The organism is Burkholderia sp. FL-7-2-10-S1-D7 (assembly GCF_001524185.1).
Lineage (GTDB): Bacteria > Pseudomonadota > Gammaproteobacteria > Burkholderiales > Burkholderiaceae > Burkholderia > Burkholderia diffusa.
The window spans coordinates 17,030-40,587 of record NZ_LOWY01000090.1 but is presented as its reverse complement, the minus strand read 5'-3'; the positions used below and the strand labels follow the sequence as shown (position 1 = coordinate 40,587).

The 23,558-nt window shown below is 53.3% G+C and carries 16 protein-coding genes and 1 pseudogene; 4 read left to right on the top strand and 13 right to left on the bottom strand.

Annotation, left to right across the window (positions count from 1 at the left end; translation table 11 throughout):
- Positions 1-215: 215 nt before the first annotated feature.
- The 3 genes and pseudogenes from WS75_RS32930 to WS75_RS26660 all read left to right on the top strand — a co-directional run.
- Positions 216-569 (top strand): annotated as a pseudogene (locus tag WS75_RS32930) (DDE-type integrase/transposase/recombinase); the annotation flags it as partial.
- A gap of 44 nt (positions 570-613) precedes the next feature.
- Positions 614-904, top strand: a complete 291-nt coding sequence (locus tag WS75_RS32925) for an H-NS histone family protein (RefSeq protein ID WP_082729753.1) — start codon at positions 614-616, stop codon at positions 902-904.
- Between the two features lie 163 nt (positions 905-1,067).
- Positions 1,068-1,865 carry an FkbM family methyltransferase gene (locus WS75_RS26660; RefSeq protein ID WP_059684947.1) on the top strand — a complete coding sequence of 266 codons (798 nt, stop codon included), beginning with the start codon at positions 1,068-1,070 and terminating at the stop codon, positions 1,863-1,865.
- Here WS75_RS26660 and WS75_RS26655 read toward each other — a convergent pair.
- From WS75_RS26655 to WS75_RS26645, 3 genes are all read right to left on the bottom strand, one after another.
- Positions 1,856-3,196: a sensor histidine kinase gene (locus WS75_RS26655; protein WP_257129465.1), complete on the bottom strand. Its 1,341-nt coding sequence runs from the start codon at positions 3,194-3,196 to the stop codon at positions 1,856-1,858. The two genes, WS75_RS26660 and WS75_RS26655, sit on opposite strands and share 10 nt — an antisense overlap.
- A 65-nt stretch (positions 3,197-3,261) precedes the next feature.
- Positions 3,262-3,786 carry an oxidoreductase gene (locus tag WS75_RS26650; RefSeq protein WP_059684941.1) on the bottom strand — a complete coding sequence of 175 codons (525 nt, stop codon included), beginning with the start codon at positions 3,784-3,786 and terminating at the stop codon, positions 3,262-3,264.
- Positions 3,787-3,810: 24 nt separating this feature from the next.
- Complete coding sequence (locus WS75_RS26645; RefSeq protein ID WP_257129457.1) at positions 3,811-4,629, bottom strand: helix-turn-helix domain-containing protein; 819 nt, start codon at positions 4,627-4,629, stop codon at positions 3,811-3,813.
- Between the two features lie 1,132 nt (positions 4,630-5,761).
- Between WS75_RS26645 and WS75_RS26640 the strand changes: the two genes are divergently transcribed.
- The gene (locus WS75_RS26640) at positions 5,762-6,742 is read left to right on the top strand and encodes a LysR family transcriptional regulator (protein ID WP_082729752.1); all 981 of its coding nucleotides are present in this window, start codon (positions 5,762-5,764) and stop codon (positions 6,740-6,742) included.
- A 161-nt stretch (positions 6,743-6,903) separates the two neighbouring features.
- Here the strand turns inward: WS75_RS26640 and WS75_RS26635 are convergent, their stop codons facing one another.
- The 10 genes from WS75_RS26635 to ald form a co-directional block, all read right to left on the bottom strand.
- Positions 6,904-8,217 carry an amidohydrolase family protein gene (locus tag WS75_RS26635; protein WP_156429897.1) on the bottom strand — a complete coding sequence of 438 codons (1,314 nt, stop codon included), beginning with the start codon at positions 8,215-8,217 and terminating at the stop codon, positions 6,904-6,906.
- A 16-nt stretch (positions 8,218-8,233) separates the two neighbouring features.
- The gene (locus tag WS75_RS26630) at positions 8,234-8,548 is read right to left on the bottom strand and encodes a hypothetical protein (RefSeq protein WP_059684931.1); all 315 of its coding nucleotides are present in this window, start codon (positions 8,546-8,548) and stop codon (positions 8,234-8,236) included.
- A gap of 289 nt (positions 8,549-8,837) precedes the next feature.
- Positions 8,838-10,157, bottom strand: a complete 1,320-nt coding sequence (locus WS75_RS26625) for an aspartate aminotransferase family protein (protein WP_059684928.1) — start codon at positions 10,155-10,157, stop codon at positions 8,838-8,840.
- 157 nt (positions 10,158-10,314) lie between these two features.
- Positions 10,315-11,481, bottom strand: coding sequence for an ATP-grasp domain-containing protein (locus WS75_RS26620; protein WP_059684925.1), 1,167 nt, complete (start codon positions 11,479-11,481; stop codon positions 10,315-10,317).
- A gap of 225 nt (positions 11,482-11,706) precedes the next feature.
- Positions 11,707-12,783 carry an SGNH/GDSL hydrolase family protein gene (locus tag WS75_RS26615; protein WP_059684922.1) on the bottom strand — a complete coding sequence of 359 codons (1,077 nt, stop codon included), beginning with the start codon at positions 12,781-12,783 and terminating at the stop codon, positions 11,707-11,709.
- Between the two features lie 291 nt (positions 12,784-13,074).
- On the bottom strand, positions 13,075-14,916 hold the full coding sequence (locus WS75_RS26610; protein WP_059684921.1) for a carbamoyltransferase family protein: 1,842 nt from the start codon (positions 14,914-14,916) through the stop codon (positions 13,075-13,077).
- A 33-nt stretch (positions 14,917-14,949) separates the two neighbouring features.
- Entirely contained in the window at positions 14,950-17,220 is a 2,271-nt protein-coding gene (locus WS75_RS26605) for an iron-containing redox enzyme family protein (RefSeq protein ID WP_156429896.1), read from the bottom strand.
- Between the two features lie 1,841 nt (positions 17,221-19,061).
- Entirely contained in the window at positions 19,062-19,463 is a 402-nt protein-coding gene (locus tag WS75_RS32920; protein ID WP_082729751.1) for a VOC family protein, read from the bottom strand.
- Positions 19,464-19,620: 157 nt separating this feature from the next.
- Positions 19,621-21,156: an MFS transporter gene (locus WS75_RS26600; protein WP_059684918.1), complete on the bottom strand. Its 1,536-nt coding sequence runs from the start codon at positions 21,154-21,156 to the stop codon at positions 19,621-19,623.
- 180 nt (positions 21,157-21,336) lie between these two features.
- Complete coding sequence (ald, locus tag WS75_RS26595) at positions 21,337-22,452, bottom strand: alanine dehydrogenase (RefSeq protein WP_059684915.1); 1,116 nt, start codon at positions 22,450-22,452, stop codon at positions 21,337-21,339.
- Positions 22,453-23,558: the final 1,106 nt, after the last annotated feature.

Here is a 23,558-nt window from a genome sequence, read left to right as displayed (position 1 = left end):
GTCTGCCGAATAGCAGCTACTCTTACCCTGCAGCCGATCCATGTCCGGCGACAAAAAACAGGGAGCGGGGCTTACTGGCTTGGATGTTGTTCCGCGGTAAGTTTCCTGCCCCACCTCTTCAAACGCCCGCTCTTCGAGCGGGCGTTTTCCTATTCGATCCCATTGATAGTGAACCGCTCCAGAATGTGCGCTTCGGACACACTTGCTGGAGCGATTTTGGCAACCGCAAGATACGCGTGCTACTACTACGGGAGGGCTATCAGGTCAGCTAGAATCGGCTGTACCGTCTGTATCGTGAGGAAGGGCTGTCGCTGCGCTACAGACCAAACCGCAAGCGACGTGCGCAGATGAGCCGCCCGGCACGTGCAAAGTCGACGGCGGCAAATCAGGCGTGGGGCTTGGACTTCGTCGCCGACCAGCTTTCGAACGGCCAGAGGTTCCGCGCGCTGACCATCATCGACGTCTTTACGCGCGAAGCACTAGCTATCGATGTTGGTCAGCGATTGAGCGCTTCAGATGTCGTGCGCGCACTGGATGAACTGACGAGCAAACGCGGAGCACCGTTCACGTCAAAGCCGCTATCATGCAAACAACATAACCAGAGGAGAGACGCATGGCAACATACAAAGAATTGAAAGCTAAGATGGACGCTCTCGTAGCGCAAACCGAGGCTGCCCGCATCGCAGAATTCCAAGCTGTTGTAGAAAACATCCGTGCGAAGGTTACAGAGTACGGAATTAGTGAAAAGGACATCTTCGGTAGACAACGCGGCCGCACACCGAAAGTAGCAGTCGAAGCGAAGTATCGAGATCCGAAGACCGGCGCAACCTGGTCGGGCCGTGGTCGCGCACCAGCATGGATCAAGGATGCAAAGAACCGTGATCGATTCCTGATCCAGGAATGATCCAATCTCCAGAGCGCTCCGCGAGAACCGCGATCATTGTGCAGCTCACACATTCTGCGTAAATTGCGCTGGAGGTTAGGTTCGGCACCCATCGGGTTCGTTGACGTCAATATCGCCACGACATTGGCTCTGACAGGAAAACCGCATTTGATAAGGGGTATCCATGAGAATCGCTTACATTTTGGCATCAACAAATCACGGAACGCTTATCATTAACAAGAATGATGAAAATCACAGCGCGGAATATGGAAGTTACGGTGTGGGATGGAACATACTAGAGACTGGAAACTTCTATAAAACCGATATAAAATTACTGACATCGATTCTTGAATTAAAGAAACGCGAACTAGACGGCAAACGTCCTGTTCTCGCAATCGACTGCGGAGCCAATATCGGCGTACACACGATTGAGTTCGCTCGAGCATTGGACGGAGCCGGAAGTGTTATCTCAATTGAAGCACAAAGGTCAGTATATTATGCACTATGCGGGAATATCGCCATTAACAATTGCTTCAATGTAGAGGCAAAAAATGTCGCCATTGGCAACAAAAATGGGGTCCTGAAAATACCATTCATCGACTATCACAAGAAATCTAGCTTCGGAAGCCTTGAACTTATCAAAAGCACCACGAACGAGGATATTGGACAGAATATCGATTACGATCGTGGGTATGACGTTCCGCTAATCACACTTGATTCGTTGAATCAGTCGTATGTCGATCTGATAAAGATCGATGTCGAAGGCATGGAGGAAACTGTCATTGCTGGTGCACTGGAAACATTGAGCACTTCTCGTCCGATTATGTTCATCGAAAAGATCAAGTCAAATTCAAGCAGGATGCATCAGACGTTAGGCGATCTTCAATATGAAATCCATGACCTCGGCCCGAACGTGCTAGCGGTCTCGAAGGGTGAGTCGATGTCGAATGATATCTGCCGCTTGCTTGAGAGTCATGGATGATTATCCGCGTCGGCACGCGTTGGATCGATTTTGATTGGCAGCAACACATCTGGCATCGGATATGATCGGTAAGGAAGTTTGACGGTGAAGGTCGCCCCCTTGCCGATGTCGCTATCTACCGATATCTGCCCCCCCAGAACTTCCACAAGGCCGCGCACAACTGCCAAGCCCATTCCGTACCCAGAGACGGCTGAATTTTCTGGAATCGAGCTTTGAAAGAATGGTGAAAACAGAAAGTTCACCACGCCCTTATCAATGCCAACACCCTCGTCAGTGATTTCTATTGTCACCAAAGAACCGTCAGATGTCGAAGGAATTCCACATCTGATCTGGACAGTACCGCTCGCGGAATATTTTATAGAATTCTCAACAAGATTATAGATGATTTGCTGCACACGCTGCTCATCTGAAATGAATTTTGTGAGCGGCGTGTAAATCGTCGAATTAATTCGAATTCCTTTTTCTTCCGCCTTAGATTTAAATATCCGAACAGCCTCGTTGACGATCTTCTGCAGATCAACAGTGGAGATGCGCAAGTTTACCTTGTTCGTCTGGAGTCTTAGGTAATCAGTCAGATCCCTCATATGCGTTTCAATGTGCGTTACTGCATGGTCGATGTTGATCGCGGCATGCATCAAATCCTGACTCGTGGCATAGTGTGATATGTTCTCGTTAGCGGACACTATCGTCTGCAAAGGGTTGCGCAGTTCATGATTAATTGCGGCAAGAAAAACTTGTTTAGTATGCGCGACTTGTTGTGCAGTTCGTAGTGCTTGGCGAAAATTTCGAATCGATCGCGCAAAGATGACGACCGCCACAAAAAACAGCAGCGATACACCGATGTTGCTGTACAGCAACATGCTTCTGTTCTGCAACGCTTCGACCAGTAGCGCATCGCGTCGCCTCACCTCGGAGAGCCCAACGGCACTGACGAATTGGTCATAGGCGGTATCGAAGACGCTTGACGCGGCGATAAGCGAATCAGTTGCTTCGCTGTCTACTGGGAACCTCGTCATCCATTCATCCATTCTAGCGAATGTCTTGTCGAGATCGGCAACGACAGAGTAATACAGTGGCTGCTGATAGGCGAATTGAGTCGTTTCTGAGCGCTGAGAAATTATGAAAAATTTAGATACTAGAATTTCATATTTAAATCTTATTGCATCAGAGTCCCGCTGCACACCATACTTGTATTTCAACAACTCCACCTTAAAATCGTCCGCTGCGATGCGGAATTGTGCAATCCCCCAATATGGATTTTCCGTAGGTCCGACAAGGTCATAAATTGACTGCTGACGAATGATGTGAATAAGAAAAAATATCCACACCATCAAGAACACGGCGAGCGCTGGAATGAAGCACCTTGAGATAAGCCATTTTTTTGATAGAACAAATCTCATTTCACGTAGATTGCTTTTATTTGTCGAATTTCTCGCGTCGCGTAATCGGATGTTCTCAGGATTTTCTGATCCATACCGCGTGGATAAACAAGGAATAGCGGCCCTAGATTTCGGAGTTTCAGAAATATCCCATCTTTCATGTAAGCCATCAAAGGATGGAATGCAATGATATCGGTCATGGGGATATCATGTGCGACATAACCGTCGTACGCAACGATGTCCAGATGTGCCCCTCTTGCCTTTACGCGGGCAAGCACGTCCTCGAGCAGAATTCCCTTGAATTTCGCAACCGAAGTCCACGGTGTCGCAGTGACTATCTCATGTTGCGGAAGAGATAGCAACGCGTCCTGGTCGAAATGATACGTTTCTTGGTTCGGATCGTTACGAATCTGTATTTTTCCGGATATCGTTAGAGCTAGCGGAACGATATCGACATGACTGTCGCTGTAGCTCGGTGCGCTTATCGAAAGCGCGAGGCAGGAAATCGTGTATTGCAGCAGTCGTTGAGCGATGGCGGGCATGAAGACGAGTACCGAGTCATGGAACTACCGTTTGCAATATGGCTCGAGAGCGGCAGCGATCACTGGCGACCGCGCAGGCTTTTCATAAGGGCCGATGATCTTGTGAAGTGTCATCATTTCCGCGATGGTGGTGGCGTGCCCAGTATGCCCCATATAGGCGGTCAAGATGACTATTGGAACATCGACACCATGCGTCAAGCGGATCGCTTCGATACATCGTCTGGCCGTCTCGCTACCGATCATCCAGTCGAGAATGAACCCACTGAAGCACGTCTTTTCAATCGCAGTCAGAAGTGTATCCATAGAATAGAATGGGACCGTCGAGAAGTCCCTCTTCCGCAAAGAGCGGGCAAGTTCATCCGCTGCGTTCGTATTGTCGTCAAGAATAGCAATGATCGGTTGGTCGGGCATGGGGCGCCTCCCCTCGATCTCGATTTTCTCCACCTGGTATTGCCTGCCGGCCGGAGTTTGTCCTGTACGATAAACACGCCACTGCTCATGCGCCCGTACGGCGACAAACAATGTTGATGGCATGTCCGCGACGACCTCGCTGCCGATTTGCGCGATGCACATCAGTTCCTCTTGACCAACAACCAGAATGGCACGTCGCCCCAGATAGTCGAGGTTCTCGGCGTCATCGACCGCCCGAAACAGCTCGGCGGGTGCGACATCGAACGCGGTGGCGATCTCCCTTATCTGCGCCAAGGTCCATGGGCTCTCACCCTTCATCTTACGGTGCGCCTGTGACGGACTCAGATGCAGGTATGCACTGATCGTAGCGGCATGACGGCGTCTAGTGATGCCCTTGCGCTCGAAAAGTCTCCTGACGCGTTCCGCGATCATTCGAGCGTCAAGCTCCGATTGGATACTGTCTAGGGATTTTGGGTCAGAGGCCATTCTCAATCCAAAAGATTGCATGAAATGCAACTATTTCCGGGAAAAATTCTCTTGACGCGACTTCTGAAGCATCCTATCGTCTATTCAATGTCATACTATGCTACGAATGACCGATAGCACAATGCAGTAGCGCCTCCGCCTACGTCTTATCGCGCGCATCTCGGGCTGCGCTGCTGATCGGTCGCCTTTTTGGCTTGTTGATGCCCTAGATCGCCCCTCTTAAGAGTGACGACATATTCGCCGAGTCGGTTACTTCAGCGATTACGTCGTTCTGATGTCAAGAAGTATCGCTTCTCTTTTGCCATTTTTCTTTCACCCCAGGAAAGAATAAATAATGTTGTAGATATATTAGTTCGCAGTACTATTCAATGCTTTTCAATTACGGGATTGCGCTGAGAAAATTTCTCGATGGAAGGCAATACAGGGAAGCGAACAAAGCATACGCGACGCATTGATTTTTCGGTTCAATATTATGTACGCGATGAAACCAGATGGATGGGCATCGAGATGTAACATGTCAGTACACGTCACGCGTAGTCGTCACCTCGGGCATACAGTTCCATGCTTGTTTGTTGGCCCCGATTCTCTCCTCAAGTACATCAGTATCGCGGTCAGGAAGAATGGGCATGGCAACACTGGTCGAAGTCCGATTTCGAATCTCGCTCGACCAGTGAGTCAACTGGTGCCCGTGGGCCAAGAAACCATCGATCTATCGACGGTTGAGCCGTTACTGAAAGCGATCGACAAACGTATAGACCAGTTCACGACTGACGGTGCTGACGGCGGATGATGACGTTACCGCGAGATAGCCCAAATTCTGGTTTCGCTACGCACGATAACAGTACGCAGTTGTGACACGGGACTGGCGACGCAGCGAGATTAGGATTTGAAGCTGCATTATCACGGGGCATTTTAAATGCTATCACATATATTGATCGACGTGCCACAGAAATCTCGTCATCTGGCATCCCAGCGAACCGAAGTGATCATTGACGTTGTAGTGCTTGACCACAATATCGCCGTTCCGCCTACGTTTCCCAACAACTCTGATCACGAACTCCACTAAGGTGAGGTAAATATGTCCGAGGTCGGAAATCGCCTTATTCAGATGAGTACATTCATAAGAATAGTTGAAGCAGGAAGTCTATCTGTCGCGGCAAGGCAGTTGAGTACAAGCCAACCCACGGTCAGTCGTCACCTCAGGGCGCTGGAGAATCACCTTGAGACACAACTGCTGGTCCGTTCGACACATAAGATGAATCTAACGGAATCGGGGCACCGCTACTACGAGTACGCGCGCAGCCTGATTGGCAAAATGGCCGAGTTTGAGGAGGAAATGAGAGGGCAGGCTTTTGTTTCTAGCGGGACGATGAGGGTCGTCGTTCCGACTGCGATCGGACAGGAATGGCTCATCGAGCTGGCCGACCGGTATCTCAAAGAATGCCCGGAGATGCGGATTGAGTGGAGGCTAAGTGATGGATCCGTAAACTTCGAGGAGGAGGCGATTGATTGTGTGATTCGAGCGGGTGAGCCGGAAAAGACCTCTTATGTGGCACGGCCCCTTGGTGAACTGCGCCGGGTATTAGCGGCAGCTCCGTCCATCATTCAACGCTATGGGGAAATCCGCAACCCTGAGGATCTGGCCAAGCTACCCTGGATTGCAATGACGTCGTACTACACCAATAGCATTGCCTTGCGTGACCGGTCCGATCAAATCAAGCGCGTGGAGATCGCCCCACGCTTCGCGCTGGATCACGTGTTTGGCACGCGCATGGCAGCGCGACTCGGCATCGGTGCGGTGCTCATTTCCGAGTGGATTGTGCGCGCCGATTTCGCCGATGGATCGTTGGTGAGATTATTGCCTGATTGGCGCGGAACGTCGCTGCCGCTCTACGCAGTCTACCCTAAAGCGAAATTTTACCCGGCAAAACTACGGCAGTTTGTTAGCATCGCGGAGGAGGTGGTATCGAAGCATTTGGGACGAACAGGGATGATGTCGGATTTGGACGCCGCGATGAAGTTCCTGCAGCCTGCGTTGAAAGAACACGACCTGTTTTAACTGAATGTTGAGGCAGATCGGGACTGTCGACGCGTCCGCCAGAGCAAGGACGTCCCCGACGATTTGACAGCGTTACGGGTACTACGTGCCCACGTAATCGCATCGAATTTCGCGCTCTATCGTCCCATATTAGTTGAAACGATGTCCGCGAAGCACACACATCAAGGCAACTGACCTGCGTGACGTGCTGCACGTGAAATTGAGGCCGGATCACCGCTATTACACCCCGAAAATTCCGACGCCACCGCCACCGCGCTCCGAGCGAGCCTTAGCGGGGTCACGGACGGCCGACCAGCGCCACCTCTGACCAAGTCGAGATCACGCACCACCCAGCGACCGTCTATCAGTACGCCTTGGGGCAAATAGCGCAGAATCATGTCGAGTATCGCGGCACACTCACCGGGTTCCGGGATTCTTTCCGGGAGCAACCGTCGATCGTACAAAAGCAGATCCGATCGCTTTCCGACGGCAACGCTCCCCGTCTCCGGAAAATTCAGTGCCTTCGCGCCTTTCCAGGTTAGCAAGTCGATGACCTCACCAGCGAGCTCAGGACTGCGGCAAACTCGCAGGTCGTCAAACCCGAGCAGGGGAGTTCGCTCCCAACAGAGCGACGCCTGTGCTCGGCCGGCGATATCGATTCGCGCGATATCTCTACTCTCGCCCACCTTCGCACCAAATTCGTGGGCGGGATAGACCACGCTGGCAGGGCACTTCCTCAGATGCCTCCATTCAAGCGACGGCATCGGCACCGTCGCCACGATGAGAGCATGCTCGTCCACCACATCTAGGCTGCGCAACAGCGCCAGCCCCGAGCATCCATACGCATCCCGGAATGATTCGACCCACGGCGCCCCCCCATCCACCCGGATCACCCATCTTCCATGCCGCTTCTTGGCCGCATCGTGCAGCGCAGTTATCAACTGAGTCGACGCAGCTAGTTGCGAGCCGATTGCAGGCTGAATCGCCAATACCGAGCTTTCGAAGCGCCGTACCGTCTTCTCAAAATCAGACAGACATCCGAGGACATCCATCTCGACGGGTCGGTGCTCCGGCCCCAGCCAGACATCCATATATTCGCGATACAGGTTCGCTCGCACTCCGACTTTCGCGATAGCGGCAGTCTCCTCCTCCACGCAGCCGCTGAACATCCCGACGGTCGTAACTCCACTCGACACCACAAGGGACAGCGCATCATCCAGTCGTGCAGCGCGATCGTCATCCCCGTCCTCTCGATTGAGTCCCGTCGATACGCAGCCATTCACAAAACCAGGCAGACACACCAACTCACTTCCGTCGATATGGACCGAGGCCGATGACGTTCTTGGCGCTGTGATTCCGACGATATCGTTGTCACAAATCTCAATGTCCGCGCGCTTCAGCGCACGTTCACGCGTATCGAAATAGAGCACGTTCGAGATGACCCATACTTCGTCGATAGAAACGCACACTTCGAGACTTTCAGTTTCAGAGAGCAATCTGGTTCCCCTCATCTCAGTGGCAAACGTGGGAAATCGCGATGTCGGTTTCCTCTTTCAATCGCAACCCGCCTAGGGCTTCGTCATTGGAAACGCCAATTTGCTCTGGCACGGCCTCCAGTCCAAGGCGCACGTCGGGACCGGCACGTCTCAGCCAGTCGATGACTCTCAACAATGTCTGTCTGTCGGTCGGCTGACCGCTCGTCGGATAGCAGACGTACCAGACACCCGCATTGCGAAAGATGTAGCCCGCATCGCTCGGCAAGCGGTTGAAATCGACTATCTCTAACGCCCAGCCGTCAAACTTACGTCTATCAAGGTTCATTTTCATGCTCGATATTCGAAGGCCCCGACCATCTGCCCGATCATGGATTCCGATCAGACGAATAAAATATGCCCCCCGGCCAATAAATTCCTTTCAAATTCACGCACAATATAAAACACAAGCATTTATATAATTTGCATTACTAATTAATATTAACAAATGAAATTTCAATACCAAATTCCTGATTCGAACCAAAATTCATTCCACGTGCCATCAACCAGCAGGATGATTGATAGGATAGTCAAATCTCAGAATGACGTCGGTGCGCGTGTGCATGACGCGCACCGACTTGGCATCAGGACAACTCGTTGCCGATAACTCGTGCGAAGATCGACACGATCTTCTCGATCTCGTCTTCTGAGACAATGAACGGTGGCGCGAACAGCACATGCTCGCCAAGCTTTCCGTCGATGGTGCCGCTCAGCGGATAACACAGTAGCCCAGATTCCAGAGCAGACGCGCGGAGCTTGAGGCTACGATTCGGATCCAATGGAAGCGGCTCCTTGGTCACACGGTCTTTCACTAACTCCACTCCGAGAAACAGTCCACGTCCTCGGATATCGCCTATATTGGGATGATCGGAAAACTGATCGTGCAACGCCTGTCGCAATTGCACGCCTCTCTCCCGGACTGCATCCAACAGGTTCTCCTCCTCAATCACCCGCTGCACTTCCAGGGCGGTCGCGCAAGCGGTCGCATGAAACGCGAAGGTTTGTCCGTTCCTCAACACCCCCGATCCCGCATCGATGGCATCGTAAATCTGTTGTCGGATTAGCATTGCGGAGATGGGCTGATAGCCGGCAGCAAGTCCTTTACCGATCGTCAGGATGTCGGGTCTGACATCATCCTGGCTGCACGCAAACAGCGAGCCTGTGCGCCCCATGCCACACATCACCTCGTCAAGTATCAACAGGACGTTGTACTTGTCGCACACCTTACGGATTCGCTGAAAGTAACTCTTAACCGGAGGCACCGCTCCTGAAGTGGAGCCAACCACGGTTTCAGCAACAAATGCGGCGACGTTGCCCTCGCCCAACTCGAGAATCTTCTCCTCCAGTTCGTCCGCCAGGCGTTGCGCGTAATCCTCTTCCTTTTCGCCGGGAAATTGATTGCGGTACGCATAGCACGACGACACGAAATGTCCACGGGAGAGGACGGAATCGAAAATGTCGCGTCGTTGAATATTCCCCGAGATGCTCAATACACCCAGCGTGCTACCGTGGTAATTTTGCCGGCGCGAGATCATCAGACGCTTGCTCGGCTGATTGCGCTCTACGAAGTACTGTAGGGCGGTCTTAAGCGCTATTTCGACGATTTCTGAGCCGCTGCAGAGAAAGTAAGCCTTGTCCAGCCCGGGGGAGCGTTCAACCAAAAATGTCGCCAGCTCCTCCGCCGCTTCGTTTCGAAACACGCCGCCGTACACATAGGCTAGCTTGGCCGCCTGACGCTGAAGCGCCTCGATCACACGCGTGTGGTTGTAACCCAGGTTGGTGACCGCCACGCCGCTACAGGAGTCGAGGTAGCGGCGGCCAGATGCGTCGGTAATGTGGATTCCCTGACCAGATGCGGCCATCGGCATCCACGTTTTGGGTGAACGGTAAAAGACGTGTGTCATCAGTGGTGTCCTCGACGTGCGTGATGATTCATAGTCGAAAAAAGATGCAATACCGTCACTGCCGGTTTCCGGCCGTCGCGGCGGATCGGCTGCCGAACGTGCCGCCTCAAGAATCCGTCAACCCAATCGCCCCGCGCACACCGGACCACCGCCCGTCCTACAAATTGACTGTCACGGATGCTGGCGAAAAGAACTGTCTGTAATCCACCTCGAGGATCGGCCTGAGCGTTTCCGCCTGATGCCGCTTGAGGTACGAGATTCCGAAGAGTGGGCAGTTGGTGTGATCCAGCGGCTCGTAGTGCAACAGGCCGGGCGCGAGGAATGCCTTGAACGCTTCGTGGTCGGGCACGTGGTCTGCCGTCACCAGATCCTGCCCGTTATAACCCACCACGCAAGCATAGCTGTCACGCTGATTCGCCCACACCTCGTCCGCGACGAGGTGTTCGTTTTCAAAGAAGGCACGATAGGGATTGATCCCCGCAACATAATGCATGAGGTCAGCTAAGCCATAGCCACCGAACCGATACGGATTGACCTCAATCGGGATCAGAGTATTCCGGTGCACCTTGAATTCCGCGTGCATCGGAAAAGAGCGAAGATCCATTCCCAGTGCCTGGAGCGCGGTGAAAAACTCTATGACCTTCCCCGAGTACCGACGTACGATCTCCGCGTTCGAGTAGTACAATGTGTGGAAATAAGCACTGCATGTCGGATGCGGATGATGGTACAAGCCTACAATTCGAGGTGTACCCTCGCGGTCATAGAAGAGATCGGCAGCCAGCTCACAGGATTCGAGCGACAGTGAGTTCCTGATGTCTTCTCCGATGAACTCTTCGACAATCACCGAGCTGCCGGACAGCATGCTGTCCGGGTAATATCGCCCCCGCTCCGCCAATTCGGCCTGAATTTCCAGCTGCACGGCCTTCAAATCGCTACGGTGGTCGATCTCCCTCACCCCTGTCGCATAGTATCCTCGCCGCGGCTTGATCACGTACTTCCTGCCGTCGTCAAAATTCAGATCCAATGCTCCGATCTCGTCGGTAAGACAATCAAAGTAGTGAAAATCAGGAAACAGCTTCGCTACCTTTCCGCGAAACTCGAACTTATCTTTGAACAGGCGAATTGCCTTCTTGATCGAGTCATTCGCGCTACGTTCTGCGACCAGGTTCAAGCCATCCTCAGACGGCACATACAGCACGTCATCCTCGCCGAACGAGAGGTCACGCCTCACAATGTCATCGACTGAAATGATTTCAACGTCTGAACCCGCCAACCTCAGTCTTGAACTGGCATACCCATCACTCAAAATAGCGAATTTCTTCATGCTGCCACCCCTAAAAATAACGAGATCGATTCCGCTGACAGGACAGCCGACTAGTCACCGCTCTACCGCAACGGATAGATGGAGTTATTATTCTTCTTCTTTTTTGAAAAAATTCTCTTAATCAAGGAAATTAATAGATTCCGCTTCCGACTCTTCACACTGGCCATCGCACGGCGATCGGTATTGATGCGTTGATTCATGATCTCACTCCCGGATCGATAATTTTCACGAGACTATTACGTCATTGATCAGACGGGCAATCTCAGCATAGCCCTCGTCCGTGCAATGAACTCGATCGACAAACAAATCATGCCTGGCCAACGGCGAACCCTTCAGCAGATCGTTCATGTCAAAGTATTCGACACCTATTTCACGACACCCCTTCTCGATCAGCGCCGAGAACGGACTATGCACTTCTTTGCCCAGAATCTTCCCGAACAGCCGCCAGAAGTTGTTTGGGCAACTGTCGATTGCATTGAAGATCTCCTCTTCGAATGGCGTCATGTAATCCTTGCTCCAATACGTCAGCGGCTGGAGCACAAAGACTGGCGACACGCCAAACGGCGCCAGTAGTTCTTTCCACAAAGCGACTGACTTCACGATTTCCCCGGACGCTCGCTGCAGCCGTTCTTCCGGGGGGCTGTCTCGATCGTCGATGATGGTTCCAGTCGGATCGCCATCTTCCACGTACTCCCCGAGCATATTCGTCAACCTGCCAAGTACGCCTTTCTTGGGCGCTGCCGACGCACCGCCACTGCGGCGCCGCAGGTCGTGCGAGTACCTGCTCATGTACTGGTTGTACTCATACGAGTAGTAGAAACGGCCATGATCAGACGACAGGCTGTCCGGCAAACCCTCGAGAGTGAGTGTGTTCATGCCGCTCAAGATGACGACATGGTTGAGTCGATCGAATCGGTGACGGTGCATCAGGAACAGTAGCGCTTCCTGGAGGGCGTTATAGCCACGGCTGCCGAAGTTCAGCCATGCTTCGCGCGTGATCTCAGACAGACACGCCGATGTGGTGAAGGCGTCGTGCGTGGCACCTGTCCCAACCACATTCGAGCCACCAACCAGTAAATTGATCGATCCCGTCGACGGCAGTTCTCCGACGCTGACACTTCGGCCATTCCAGGGACTGTCTCGGAACCCCAATGAATCGGTATTGACAACATCCGATCGGTAGTTCGCGGGATGAAAAAACATGGTGTAAGGAAGCCAACGAACATCGGAAATGAATTCGTCATAAATCTTCATTTGCGGCGTAAGACGATACACTTCCTCCAGCGCCTGTTCCGGTGTCATTTTTTTCAAGATTGCCTCATCACGATATTAAATCGACCAATGGAATATTCGACGTTTGTCGCACACAATTTTCCTACGATCACTCAGCGCCTGAAATTGAAGTACGTCTCACGTGACACCGGAATTTTAATCATGTGACGATCACGAAACAGCCTCACAAATAATCCAACCGGCATCACCATTAGAATGAAAATCAAAGAAAACACCAACATCTGGATCACATTTTTGAGAGCTGCCATGTGGAATCACCATCCTGAAGATTGAAATTTATCGGACCTGGAAACATTCCGGTCAATCCAGCGCAAATTCCTCTCGCCAGTCTTTCTCCTCGACAAGCTCTGCTTGATCGACTTTGGACAAGATGTATTGTCCAATCACCAAGTAGTCCATCTGCGTCCTCATGAAGCAGAGATAGGCGTTCTCGGGACTCTCCACGATCGGTTCGCCGCGGACGTTGAAGGAAGTGTTCACCAGCACCGGGCATCCGGTCTTCTGATAGAACGCGTCTAGCAGTTTCCGGAATGGTGTGTTGTCGCGCGCCCCGACTGTCTGGACCCGCGCGGAGTAGTCAACGTGCGTCACCGCGGGAATGCTCGACCGGATGCACTTGAGCAGTTCGATCCCATCCAGATTTTTCTCCTGCTCGGAGAGCGTCCTTCGGCGCTTCTCCTCGACGCCCACCACGAACAGCATGTAGGGACTCGGCCGATCCGTCTGAAACCACTGCGACGCGTGTTCCTCCAGCACCGCGGGAGCGAACGGGCGGAAGGACTCACGATTCTTGATCTTCAGGTTCAGGACACTCTGCATCGTGACATTGCGCGCATCACCCAGAATCGCACGCGCGCCTAGCGACCGTGGACCGAATTCCATCTGTCCCTGAAACCACCCGACCACATTGCCCTTCGCCAGAAGATCCGCGACCTCGCCATACAATTCATCTTCTTCCGCATATCGGAATACAGCGCCGGAGGCAGTCAATGCCGCCTCAATCTCAGCATTGCTGTAGCTCGATCCCAGTAGCGCAGATTGCATCGCATCACGACCGGTAAGCCTGCGCGGCTGCTGCTTCCTCATATGCCACCCGACTAGCGCCGCCCCCAACGCACCGCCACTGTCACCGGCTGCCGGTTGGACCCAAATGTCGTCAAAGATCCGAGTCTTCAATAACTTCCCGTTCGCCACGCAATTCAGGGCAACGCCACCGGCAAGGCAGAGCGCCTTCTGGCCAGTCTGCATCCTCACGGATTTCGCCAGGAGAATCAGGGTTTCTTCGAGCACAAGTTGAATAGAGGCGGCAAGATCGAACTCCCGCTTGGTAATTAATGCCTCGGGCTTACGTCGAGGTCCTCCAAACAGGGTTTCGAATTTCTGATTGATCATGCTGCTTCCGACTGCATAGTCGAAATACTCCATGTTCATCCAAAAGCTGCCGTCGGGCTTGACGTCGATGAGATTATCGCGGATGACCTGCGCGTAACGAGGTTCGCCATAGGGCGCCAATCCCATCAGTTTGTATTCACCGGAGTCCACCTTGAAACCGCAAAAATACGTGATGGCCGAGTAAAGCAGACCCAGAGAATGCGGGAATTCGATGTCCCACACCGGTCTGATCGTATTTCCCTCGCCGACCCATGCCGACGTCGTTGCCCATTCCCCGACACCGTCAATGCACATCACGGCTGCACGCGGAAACGGACTCGGAAAAAACGCAGCTCCCGCATGCGACATATGGTGATCAATATATTCGATCGACGGCAGAATCATGCTCGAGCCGAATTGCGACTGCAGTTCCCGAGACAAAGTCCGCTTGACGTTGGATTTTTCGAAGATCCACGCCGGAAGTTCAGACACAAATGAACCGTATCCTGCAACCCCAAAATTGAGGTATGTCGACATGATTCGTCGCAACTTCTTCTTCGGATTCTCGTAATAGAAGATTTTCTCTACCTCATCAATGGAGATGTTCGCACGCTTAAGGCAAAACTCTAGTGCATTGGCGGGGTAATTTTTGTCCTGTTTAATCCGCGTGAAGCGCTCCTCTTGGGCTGCGCCTATGATCTCTCCGTCGGCTAGCAGCGCAACCGCGCTGTCGTGATAGTAGGCGGACAACCCCACGATGTATGAAGTCATGAGCAGGACCTTTTTTGTGGTAGGGAAATGCAATCAATAGGCATACACAGCGGGTTTAAACAGTTCTGTCCATTTTCTTCCGCGTGGCGTCAACGCGCGATATCCGGTCCAGACTCGGCGCCATCTCTCAGCGACCGATCGCGCGTCACCATTCCGCACCACCTGATCCATATGCAACGCAATGGCTTCCAGTGCCAACGCCGAATGTCCGGTTGAAACGTTGTCGATGGTGTTGTGCAGATCGACGAACAACGTGCTGAATCCATAATGTCGAAGCTCGTCATGCGCGGTCTTGTATGACCCTCCCACCCCGGACAATTCCATCGCGAGATTCAAACCGAGCGTCTCCGGAAGGTAGGCTCGCGGAAACAGGGAAATGCTCAGCCAGAAAACCGGCACCTCGAAGGCAGATGTCCGAAAACCCTGCCATTCCACGAACTCTCTGGTTCTGAAATCGGGTAGCTCAACCCCCATCTGACCGATCAGCGCCCGATAGATGTTGGGATGATTCCAAGCGAAGTTTCCATTGCCGATCTCGTCCGCATAAATCTTGAAAAGGTGCGATCCGATATCCGTTTCCACCAGCCCGGCATTGCCCCATTTCTGCAACCAGGCCCCGTCGATGAAGATCATCGGACATAGCTGCAGCGCCTCATCTATCACTTCTTCGCGGGTCTTCTGAATTGTTCGCTCCGATTCCTCGTAGCTTTTCAACTGCGAAGCGGCCTTATCGTCGAACCAACTCCGGAGTTTTTCGTGCGAATAGACGTCGAATGGAATGGCTCCCTCGTCACGCGTCAAGTCCGCTCCGCTTCGGGCCAGCCAGAGCTTCACGAACTGCCTTGCTTCGTGATAAATGACTGGATCGTGCTCATGGTTGAGAAGCTTCGTGTACAGGGTCCGCGGAGAAAAGCGAGCCTTATCGGCAATCTGAATCACGTCGACACCACCATCGATATTGCCCTGCACATGCAAAGAGGAGCCCCGGGCCGGGCATGCGAGCGGGATGTCGACCGAGTGTGCGTCGTCGTGGCCCTTGCCAAGGTCAGCAGGAATCGCAGCAATCCATCGCCGGATGGTATCGATCTCCGGATCGGAGAACACCCGGAACATCGGTCCGCCGAATTCAATCAGCTTCGTGATCAACAAACTTTTGTCTGGATGCCCCGGCGCAATCCAACGCGAGCGCTCGAGACCACGGACGAAGGCCACCGGATCGTCAACGATTAGGCTATCGAAAGGAATTTCACCGACCTTCAGCCTTTCATGATAGCCAACGGCATGTACGCCCTTGCGCTGAATCAAGCGAACCATGGCATGCCTCGGCCCCAGGTAATCGCTGTTCAGCAGTGCCTGTAGATCTTCCCGCCATGCGATCGAAAGCATTGCCGAAGTCCGAAATCCGAGCAGAATTCGCCAGCGATAGGTGGCCGCGGCGGCATCACGATCATCTGGATGGCAAGCATCCACAGTTTGCCTTAACGAACGGGAGATCACCTCTCTGATGATTCGGTTCAACTCATCCCCGATCGAGAATTTCTGCTTAATGTAGAGGCTACGACCAATTTCGCTAAGCCGATCTCCGGCTAGCGCCTGCAACGGACTCGCGATTATTTCCGACGCATCAAAGAGTGCCGCACCAAAGATTTCAGCTTCGAAACGCTTCGGAAACAAGGACAGGCTCAATTGGTATGCCGGGAGATGCCACGACGATGGGATGACATCCGGATACGCGAAGAATCGCTCGGACGACACGTCGGGCAAATCGAGGCCATATTGGGACAACAGCAACCGATATCGATTCGCGGAATTCGATTGAACCTTACCTTCACCGACCTGCAGCGCATGGATCCGGTGCACGAGGCTCGCCACCACCTCATGAGAGTTCGACGCATTGCAGAAATTTTGCAGTAGAGCCCCACGCAGCAGTTCGCGGGGAACGCATTGACTCAAGACAAACCTCACGGTTTCGTCCGTTCCATCCACGACTCGCAATTCAGATGGTGCACACGCCGTCGCCAGATCATCAAGACGTTGCTCAAACTCGGCGTTCGGCAAGTGCGCGAGTTCATCGGGCCAACGCTTCTTATCGGCAATCACCACTGCCTGCTGTTTCCGGATATAGCGCTCCGCACGTATGGAAGCAGTATATGGATCAACATCCGAGTTCAGAATCGCCCGGCAAATGTCTACCGCATTTTCTAATACCGCATCGGAGCGCATGGGGGGCTCAGTTACTTCAGACGCGACGCCCGCCTCGGCGCGCATCGTCTGCTCATTCGACAGAACGCGATTCGGATTCAAGGGACAACTCCTTAATCTTCCTTTCGATCGAGATACATAATCACATCACCGGCGCCACCCATAAATCGCACACAAAAATACAATAGGAGTATTTAATTTCCGCGCCCAGATAAATTCCGGCAACTAGAAAATTCGCAAATCATCAATTTGATTCGCGCATTGACAACAAGCAACGGAGTTTCTTCGGCCACTTTCCGAGCAATGGCGGCCGTATCCAGATACAGCCCCACTACGCTCCTCCTCGACCACCTGGTCAGCTGTCTAGAGAAACGTTATTCATCAAACAGTCATTTCAAAAAATGCGCGAGCCTATCCGGCGATGTGGTGAACCAATACTAATAGACCTCCCACAAACTCGGTAGATGAAATTTCTGAATAAGCGTTATTCATTGCATGTACATACGCCTATCAACATGCACAACAACACTGTCCCTAGTATCCGACCTCATTTTCGCCTGGATCCCTGATGCTTTCCAAGCATGACTAATAATTTGAATATTGATTCTCAGATAGCACCCACCTCGTCAACTCGACGAGGATTCGTTCCATTCCTTGCCAAATGGCGCCAACGTATTATAGGTAAGCAAAGTAGTCGTCATTGGCGCACACCTATCGATATTTTGTAGCGACAGGCTCTGAAGCACTCCAGATGCAGACCTCGCTGCCTCGCTGCCCCCAATGTCGCATGGGCGGCGCACTACCGTCACGTCTGGCGGGGCCATAATATGCACCAGATCGTAGTGGTGGCGATCATTTGACATTTCCCCACGCTGCAAGCGCCGTCGCCTGCGAACTGTCCGAGTGGTCATCGAATTCCGGATCGGACATCAGGGCATCCTGATTCACTCCAAAATACACTTGCGAGAAATAGCAAAAAAACGCAATCTTGAGATCATCGGAATCCTTGTGTTGCCATCCTCTATTCCACCAATATTGGCACGCTATCTTTCGATTTTGATACCCACTATTTGACCAAATGATTCTTTGACTTTAAAAGACGAAGTGGGCGCCAACATCGTCCCAGCGTAGCGGAATTTTTTCTATCGTAAAAAAATTCATCAAGATAGGGTCAACAATCGAATGAAATATTCAGATAAGACGAAAGTCCGCCTGTATGGTACGTACCGATGGCCACTGCATGTGATGCTGCATCAACCTGCTTTCTGGGAGGGACTCGATTTATCCCCAGTGCTTGGAAAGGCGTTGCCCGGTTTTTGTGCGTACTACGGTAGTGCCGCACTTGACTTCGTCAAAGCGGACGCGGACCTCGGGTACCGACCTGGCCCTTCTCGAGTCCCGACACATCAGTTTGCTTATTTCGAGATCACTGCGTATTTTTCGAATCCTGCGATCAACACCAAAAACTCAATCGATCGGTGGAAACACGTGGATACATCAGTTCTCGATCTGCGGCAGGGCCGATATCCGCGGTCACTGTTGCCGATCCTCGAATCTATATTCCAAACCAAGAGTTGGTACGGCGTAGTCACCGCACTGAACGAGGCACCGAATCAAGCGCGAGAAATTGTGCTCGCGCTCCCTCATCTTGAGGCAGTGATATTTCCCGTCCAATGTGCAGATCAAGTAACGAGGCTCCTGATGTGGGTGGTTAGTCCCGAGCAGGCGATCGCGACTATTTCTCCAACCGCAATAGGTTTAGCCTTTACCCTTGCAAGGACTTGACAGTACGCGGTGGAAAAACACCGATTTGGAGCTCGTCTCCAGATCCGACGGGAAAAGCGTGGGGAATAATTGGTCGACGTCGGCCCGTTGTCAGTCTCGGGAAAGTTGCGGCAATCGCTCGCCCAAGCCCTCCATTCGACGGCCCTTGTCAGATGGGACTACGTCACGTCACTACGATGAACAATGTGAATCTTGTTACCATCCGGATCACGGAGATACGCACCAAAGTACCCCTCGCCATATCGAGGGCGCGGCCCAGGTTCCCCTTCACTAGTTCCGCCCGCGTCGAGACCTGCAGCGAATGATGCCGCAACCGCGTCGTTCGACGGGGCGAGGAACGCGACCATGCTTCCATTGCCAGCCCCGGCGGGTCGCCCGTCAAACGGCAAGTATGCGTAAAAGCGTGGCAACGGGCGGCCTTGCTCAACCCAGCAAACGGCGACCGGCCCGCCGTCGGGCGTCACTAGTCGACGCTTCAGGCCAAGCGGAGTTAGAAGGGCATCGTAGAATAACGACGCGCGATTGATGTCGCTAACACCAACGGTGACGTGACTGAACATTTGCAAGTCCTTCGCAGGCGACGAATGTTGTCCTTGCCCGAATCACGTAGCTGCTGATTCAGCGGTAGTCAAAAGTGATGTGTCAGGCACCGGACATTCAAGAAGGTGGTACTCGGAACTTGCGAAGCCGGCCATACCCGCCGGCTCGATCGATTGTTCACGAGGCAACCTGAACCGTTCGTTTTCCGGTGTTGAAGATCACGAAGCTGAGCGTCGCCAAGATCCAGACACCGATCCCCCCATACAGCAAGACAAGACTGAAACCGTGCACGAGGGCCGCCCGAACGATACCGCCCGTATCCAGGTGAGCTAGTTCGGGAAAGCGCGTCTCGAACGATGAAAAATCTCCGGCTGCCACTTTCTCCGCAAGTAGCCGCAATTGAGCCGACCCCAAGGTTTTGGAAAATGCGTTCGTCAGGTACGACAGCGTTCCGCTCAACAAGATAAATCCCATCAGCGCAATATTGATGGCCAGCGAAATCAGGCGGGCGCTCATGTCGATCCCTGACGCCATGCCGGAACGGTTGCTGGGTACGGCCCCAGTGGTCGTGTTGGTGACCGGCGTGATAGTCAATCCCAAACCGATACCGGACAGCGCCAAACCGGGCAGCATCGTCAGCCAACTCGCGTGATCCGCATCGCAACCCAGCCACATCAGCATGAAGCCGAGGCCGATCGTGAACAATCCAAACGGTATGACGATGCGTGGCTGATAGCTGCTAGACAGATGCTCCGCCAGCGGGGGGACCAGAACGGTAGGCAACGTATAGGCAAGCAGCGAAAGGCCGGCGGGTACTGCTTTGTAGCCCAGCGCGCCCTGAAAATAGATGGGCAGGTAGATCATGAATGGCCAGAAGCTGAAATTCATACCCATGGAGCCCATGATCGCCCCCGAGAAGTTGGGAATCTTGAACACCGAGAAGTCAAACATTGGCCGCGAAGACAGTTTCTCGACCAGCACGAAAATTGCGAACCCTGCGGCCGTTGCGGCAAGAATCGCGAGCGAGGGCGAACTCGAAAAGCCGAGGTCGGATCCTTGCGTGATGTAATAGGTCAATCCAAACACCGACAACGAAAGTGCAATGATTCCTGGTACGTCGAGGCGTTTAGCTTCGGGATCCCGCGATTCCGTCATGCCGCCGAACACCAGGCACAGCGTCACAATCGTCAGCGGAACATGAATCAGGAACACCCACTGCCAATTGGACAGTGCGATGATCGCGGCGCCGATGATCGGCCCAAAACCCAAGCCGATGCCGAAAACGATCCCCCACGCGGCAAAGGCTCGGCTGCGCTCTCGCCCCTCCTGAAACTGATGCGATAGGATCGCCACGAGGCAGATGAACATCGCGCCCCCGCCCATGCCTTGCAAGAACCGACTTGCGATCAGGATGGACGGGCTCGTTGACAATCCACACGCTAGCGAGGTAATGCCAAAGATCAGCAGGCTGACGACAAAGACGCGTCGTCGCCCGTAGCGATCGGCGAGCGTCCCAACCGCCATCAGAACCGTTGTACAGGCAATCGTATAGGCGTTCATTATCCATTGCATGTCCTTGAAATCCCCGTGCAATACGGTTTCAAGAGCAGGCAGGATGACGGGCACACTCGATATCTCCAGACCGAACATCAGTGCAGCCAAGCAGATTGCCGCCAACGCTACTAGGTTCTTGCTGACATAAGGAATGCGCATCGCGTGTTCTCGGTGAGAAGTGACACCCTGAAGCGTTGCTTCGCGAAACTGAGTAATGTCGATTTGCAGCGCACGGAATGAAACGCGCCGCACATCACCCGGCTGGATGGGTTGACGACTGTCTTGGACAGTCGAGCACGCATAAATATACGCCTGTCAACCCAGGGTCCAGCTTAGCACTCAAATCAGCGCGGTCTCCGGCGCGACAAATGGTTGGCCGATCGACTTCGCGACCTCTCTGTTGGTGATCTTGCCGCGAGTGATGTTCAAGCCATTCATCAAATGGGGATTTGACCGTAGCGCCTCGTTCAAACCGAGATCAGCCAACTGAAGAACAAAAGGCAAGGTGGCATTGCTCAATGCATACGTCGAGGTCAGTGGAACCGCGCCGGGCATGTTCGGGACGCAGTAATGCACGATGCCATCCTCGACATAAGTCGGCTCTGCATGCGTGGTCGGTCTGGACGTCTCGAAGCAGCCACCCTGGTCGATCGACACGTCGACCAGCACCGCGCCCCGTTTCATCTGACGCAGCATCTCCCGCGTCACCAGCTTCGGTGACGCGGCCCCCGGCGTAAGCACGCCGCCGATCACCAAGTCCGCATCGCGCAAGTGACGGATGATCGCGTCCTGAGTCGAATAGGCCGTCTCGATTCGGCTACCGAACTGCACCGTGAGCCGTCGCAACACGTCAAGTGATCGATCGATAACGACCACTCTCGCGCCAATACCGATTGCCATGGCGGTCGCATTCGCACCAACCACCCCTCCTCCCAGCACCACTACCGTGGCAGGTTCGACACCAGGCACACCGCCCAGGAGCAAACCCCGGCCGCCGTTCGCCCGCTCCAGCGCGCGTGCGCCAACCTGGATGGACATGCGTCCGGCCACTTCAGAGCCACCGGCAAGCAACGGTAGCCCTCCGTCGTCCGAAGTGACCGTCTCATACGCAAGGCACGTCGCGCCGCTGGCAGCCAAGCTCATCGACAGTTCCCGATCTGCAGCCAGATGCAAGTAACAAAACACCATGTGATGAGACGCGAACCTGGCCCATTCGCTCTCCTGCGGCTCCTTTACCTTGACGATCAAGTCGGCGCTGCCGAAGATTTCTTCCCCGCTGGAGCCGATCCGCGCCCCTGCGGCAAGATAATCATCGTCGGCGGCGCCGATCCCATGACCCGCCTGCGTTTCGACAATGACCTGATGTCCGCGGGCCGTCGCTTCACGCACGGCGACCGGCGTCATCCCGACACGATATTCGTGGCTCTTGATCTCCTTCGGTACACCAATTCGCATATCGTCCTCCAGTGGCTGGTTGCGCTATACATTCCCATTCACGGTGTGAATTGGGATGATCAATGGCGTTGGTGCTGGAGACGACAGCAACATCTCCCTTACCTATTTTTTCGTGACATGTACCTAACAGCGAACAGACTCCAGTCGCACGGCACCTAACATCCTGTTGAGCATCGCAATGCCGATGTCCGCATTGGACTGCCGGGCCAATAGGAATGACACGTCCTCGTGGCGCGCACCAGCAACACCATGCAACCCCTCATCGCCGTCGCGACTCACGCAACTTGGCCACCGTGACAGCCTGGCAAACCAGCCCCTCGTCCAAGATCGCTTCTGATGCCAATCTCGCTGCCTTGGGGACCCGAATCACAACTGCGCGCTGCCGTGACGCATTGCGGAGCCACAGGTTGCACCGCCGCACACTGATGTCATCATCTGACACATCCTCCACCATAGATGCCATCAGGCGTGAATGGCTGGTCGGTCTGCCACTCCGTTCCCGTAACCGCAACCAGAGAGGTCTCACCGACGTCTTGGCGCATGCACGTCAAAATCGGCACGTCGCTAGCACCAACCACCGGATATAGCCAGACAATGTCGGGCGGCCCGGCTGCAACCTCATAGTCTGGCCAGTTCGCTACACAACACAATCTTTGGAATGTAATGACTCGATTTGCATTGCGTTCATGCAGCATATATAGAGCCAACAAGCTACGCTGTCGGCCTATTACAGCCCTTAGAGACACTTCTTTTCAACCAAGTCGTGTAACCCATCACGGGCGTCGGCCATTGAAAATATTTATCAATAAAGCTACGTCAATTTTTTAATTACCGAACCACACGACACAATAAAACCACGAACATCACAATTCGAGAAACATACTTTCTAACTGACACCAATTGATAAGATGTTCCCGACACCATCCAAGTAGCCTCGAATTCCGCCTAACCCTAGCGCTGACCCGATTGACCAAAATTCGAGTACAGAAGTATCCACTAATCACTTTTTTGCACTACACCCAAACCGATTGGGCAGTGCGGCGACCCCATAGTAACGGACCGACCATAGACTCGGTAGATGAAATTCTTGTATAAGCGTTATTCAT

What these genes read in the sequence shown, in the direction of transcription:
- WS75_RS32925 (WP_082729753.1), top strand. Translation starts at nt 614, where the DNA reads ATGGCAACATACAAAGAATTGAAAGCTAAGATGGACGCTCTCGTAGCG.
- WS75_RS26660 (WP_059684947.1), top strand. Translation starts at nt 1,068, where the DNA reads ATGAGAATCGCTTACATTTTGGCATCAACAAATCACGGAACGCTTATC.
- WS75_RS26655 (WP_257129465.1), bottom strand. Translation starts at nt 3,196, where the DNA reads ATGGTGTGGATATTTTTTCTTATTCACATCATTCGTCAGCAGTCAATT.
- WS75_RS26650 (WP_059684941.1), bottom strand. Translation starts at nt 3,786, where the DNA reads ATGCCCGCCATCGCTCAACGACTGCTGCAATACACGATTTCCTGCCTC.
- WS75_RS26645 (WP_257129457.1), bottom strand. Translation starts at nt 4,629, where the DNA reads ATGATCGCGGAACGCGTCAGGAGACTTTTCGAGCGCAAGGGCATCACT.
- WS75_RS26640 (WP_082729752.1), top strand. Translation starts at nt 5,762, where the DNA reads ATGTCCGAGGTCGGAAATCGCCTTATTCAGATGAGTACATTCATAAGA.
- WS75_RS26630 (WP_059684931.1), bottom strand. Translation starts at nt 8,548, where the DNA reads ATGAAAATGAACCTTGATAGACGTAAGTTTGACGGCTGGGCGTTAGAG.
- WS75_RS26625 (WP_059684928.1), bottom strand. Translation starts at nt 10,157, where the DNA reads ATGACACACGTCTTTTACCGTTCACCCAAAACGTGGATGCCGATGGCC.
- WS75_RS26620 (WP_059684925.1), bottom strand. Translation starts at nt 11,481, where the DNA reads ATGAAGAAATTCGCTATTTTGAGTGATGGGTATGCCAGTTCAAGACTG.
- WS75_RS26615 (WP_059684922.1), bottom strand. Translation starts at nt 12,783, where the DNA reads ATGACACCGGAACAGGCGCTGGAGGAAGTGTATCGTCTTACGCCGCAA.
- WS75_RS26610 (WP_059684921.1), bottom strand. Translation starts at nt 14,916, where the DNA reads ATGACTTCATACATCGTGGGGTTGTCCGCCTACTATCACGACAGCGCG.
- WS75_RS32920 (WP_082729751.1), bottom strand. Translation starts at nt 19,463, where the DNA reads ATGTTCAGTCACGTCACCGTTGGTGTTAGCGACATCAATCGCGCGTCG.
- WS75_RS26600 (WP_059684918.1), bottom strand. Translation starts at nt 21,156, where the DNA reads ATGCGCATTCCTTATGTCAGCAAGAACCTAGTAGCGTTGGCGGCAATC.
- ald (WP_059684915.1), bottom strand. Translation starts at nt 22,452, where the DNA reads ATGCGAATTGGTGTACCGAAGGAGATCAAGAGCCACGAATATCGTGTC.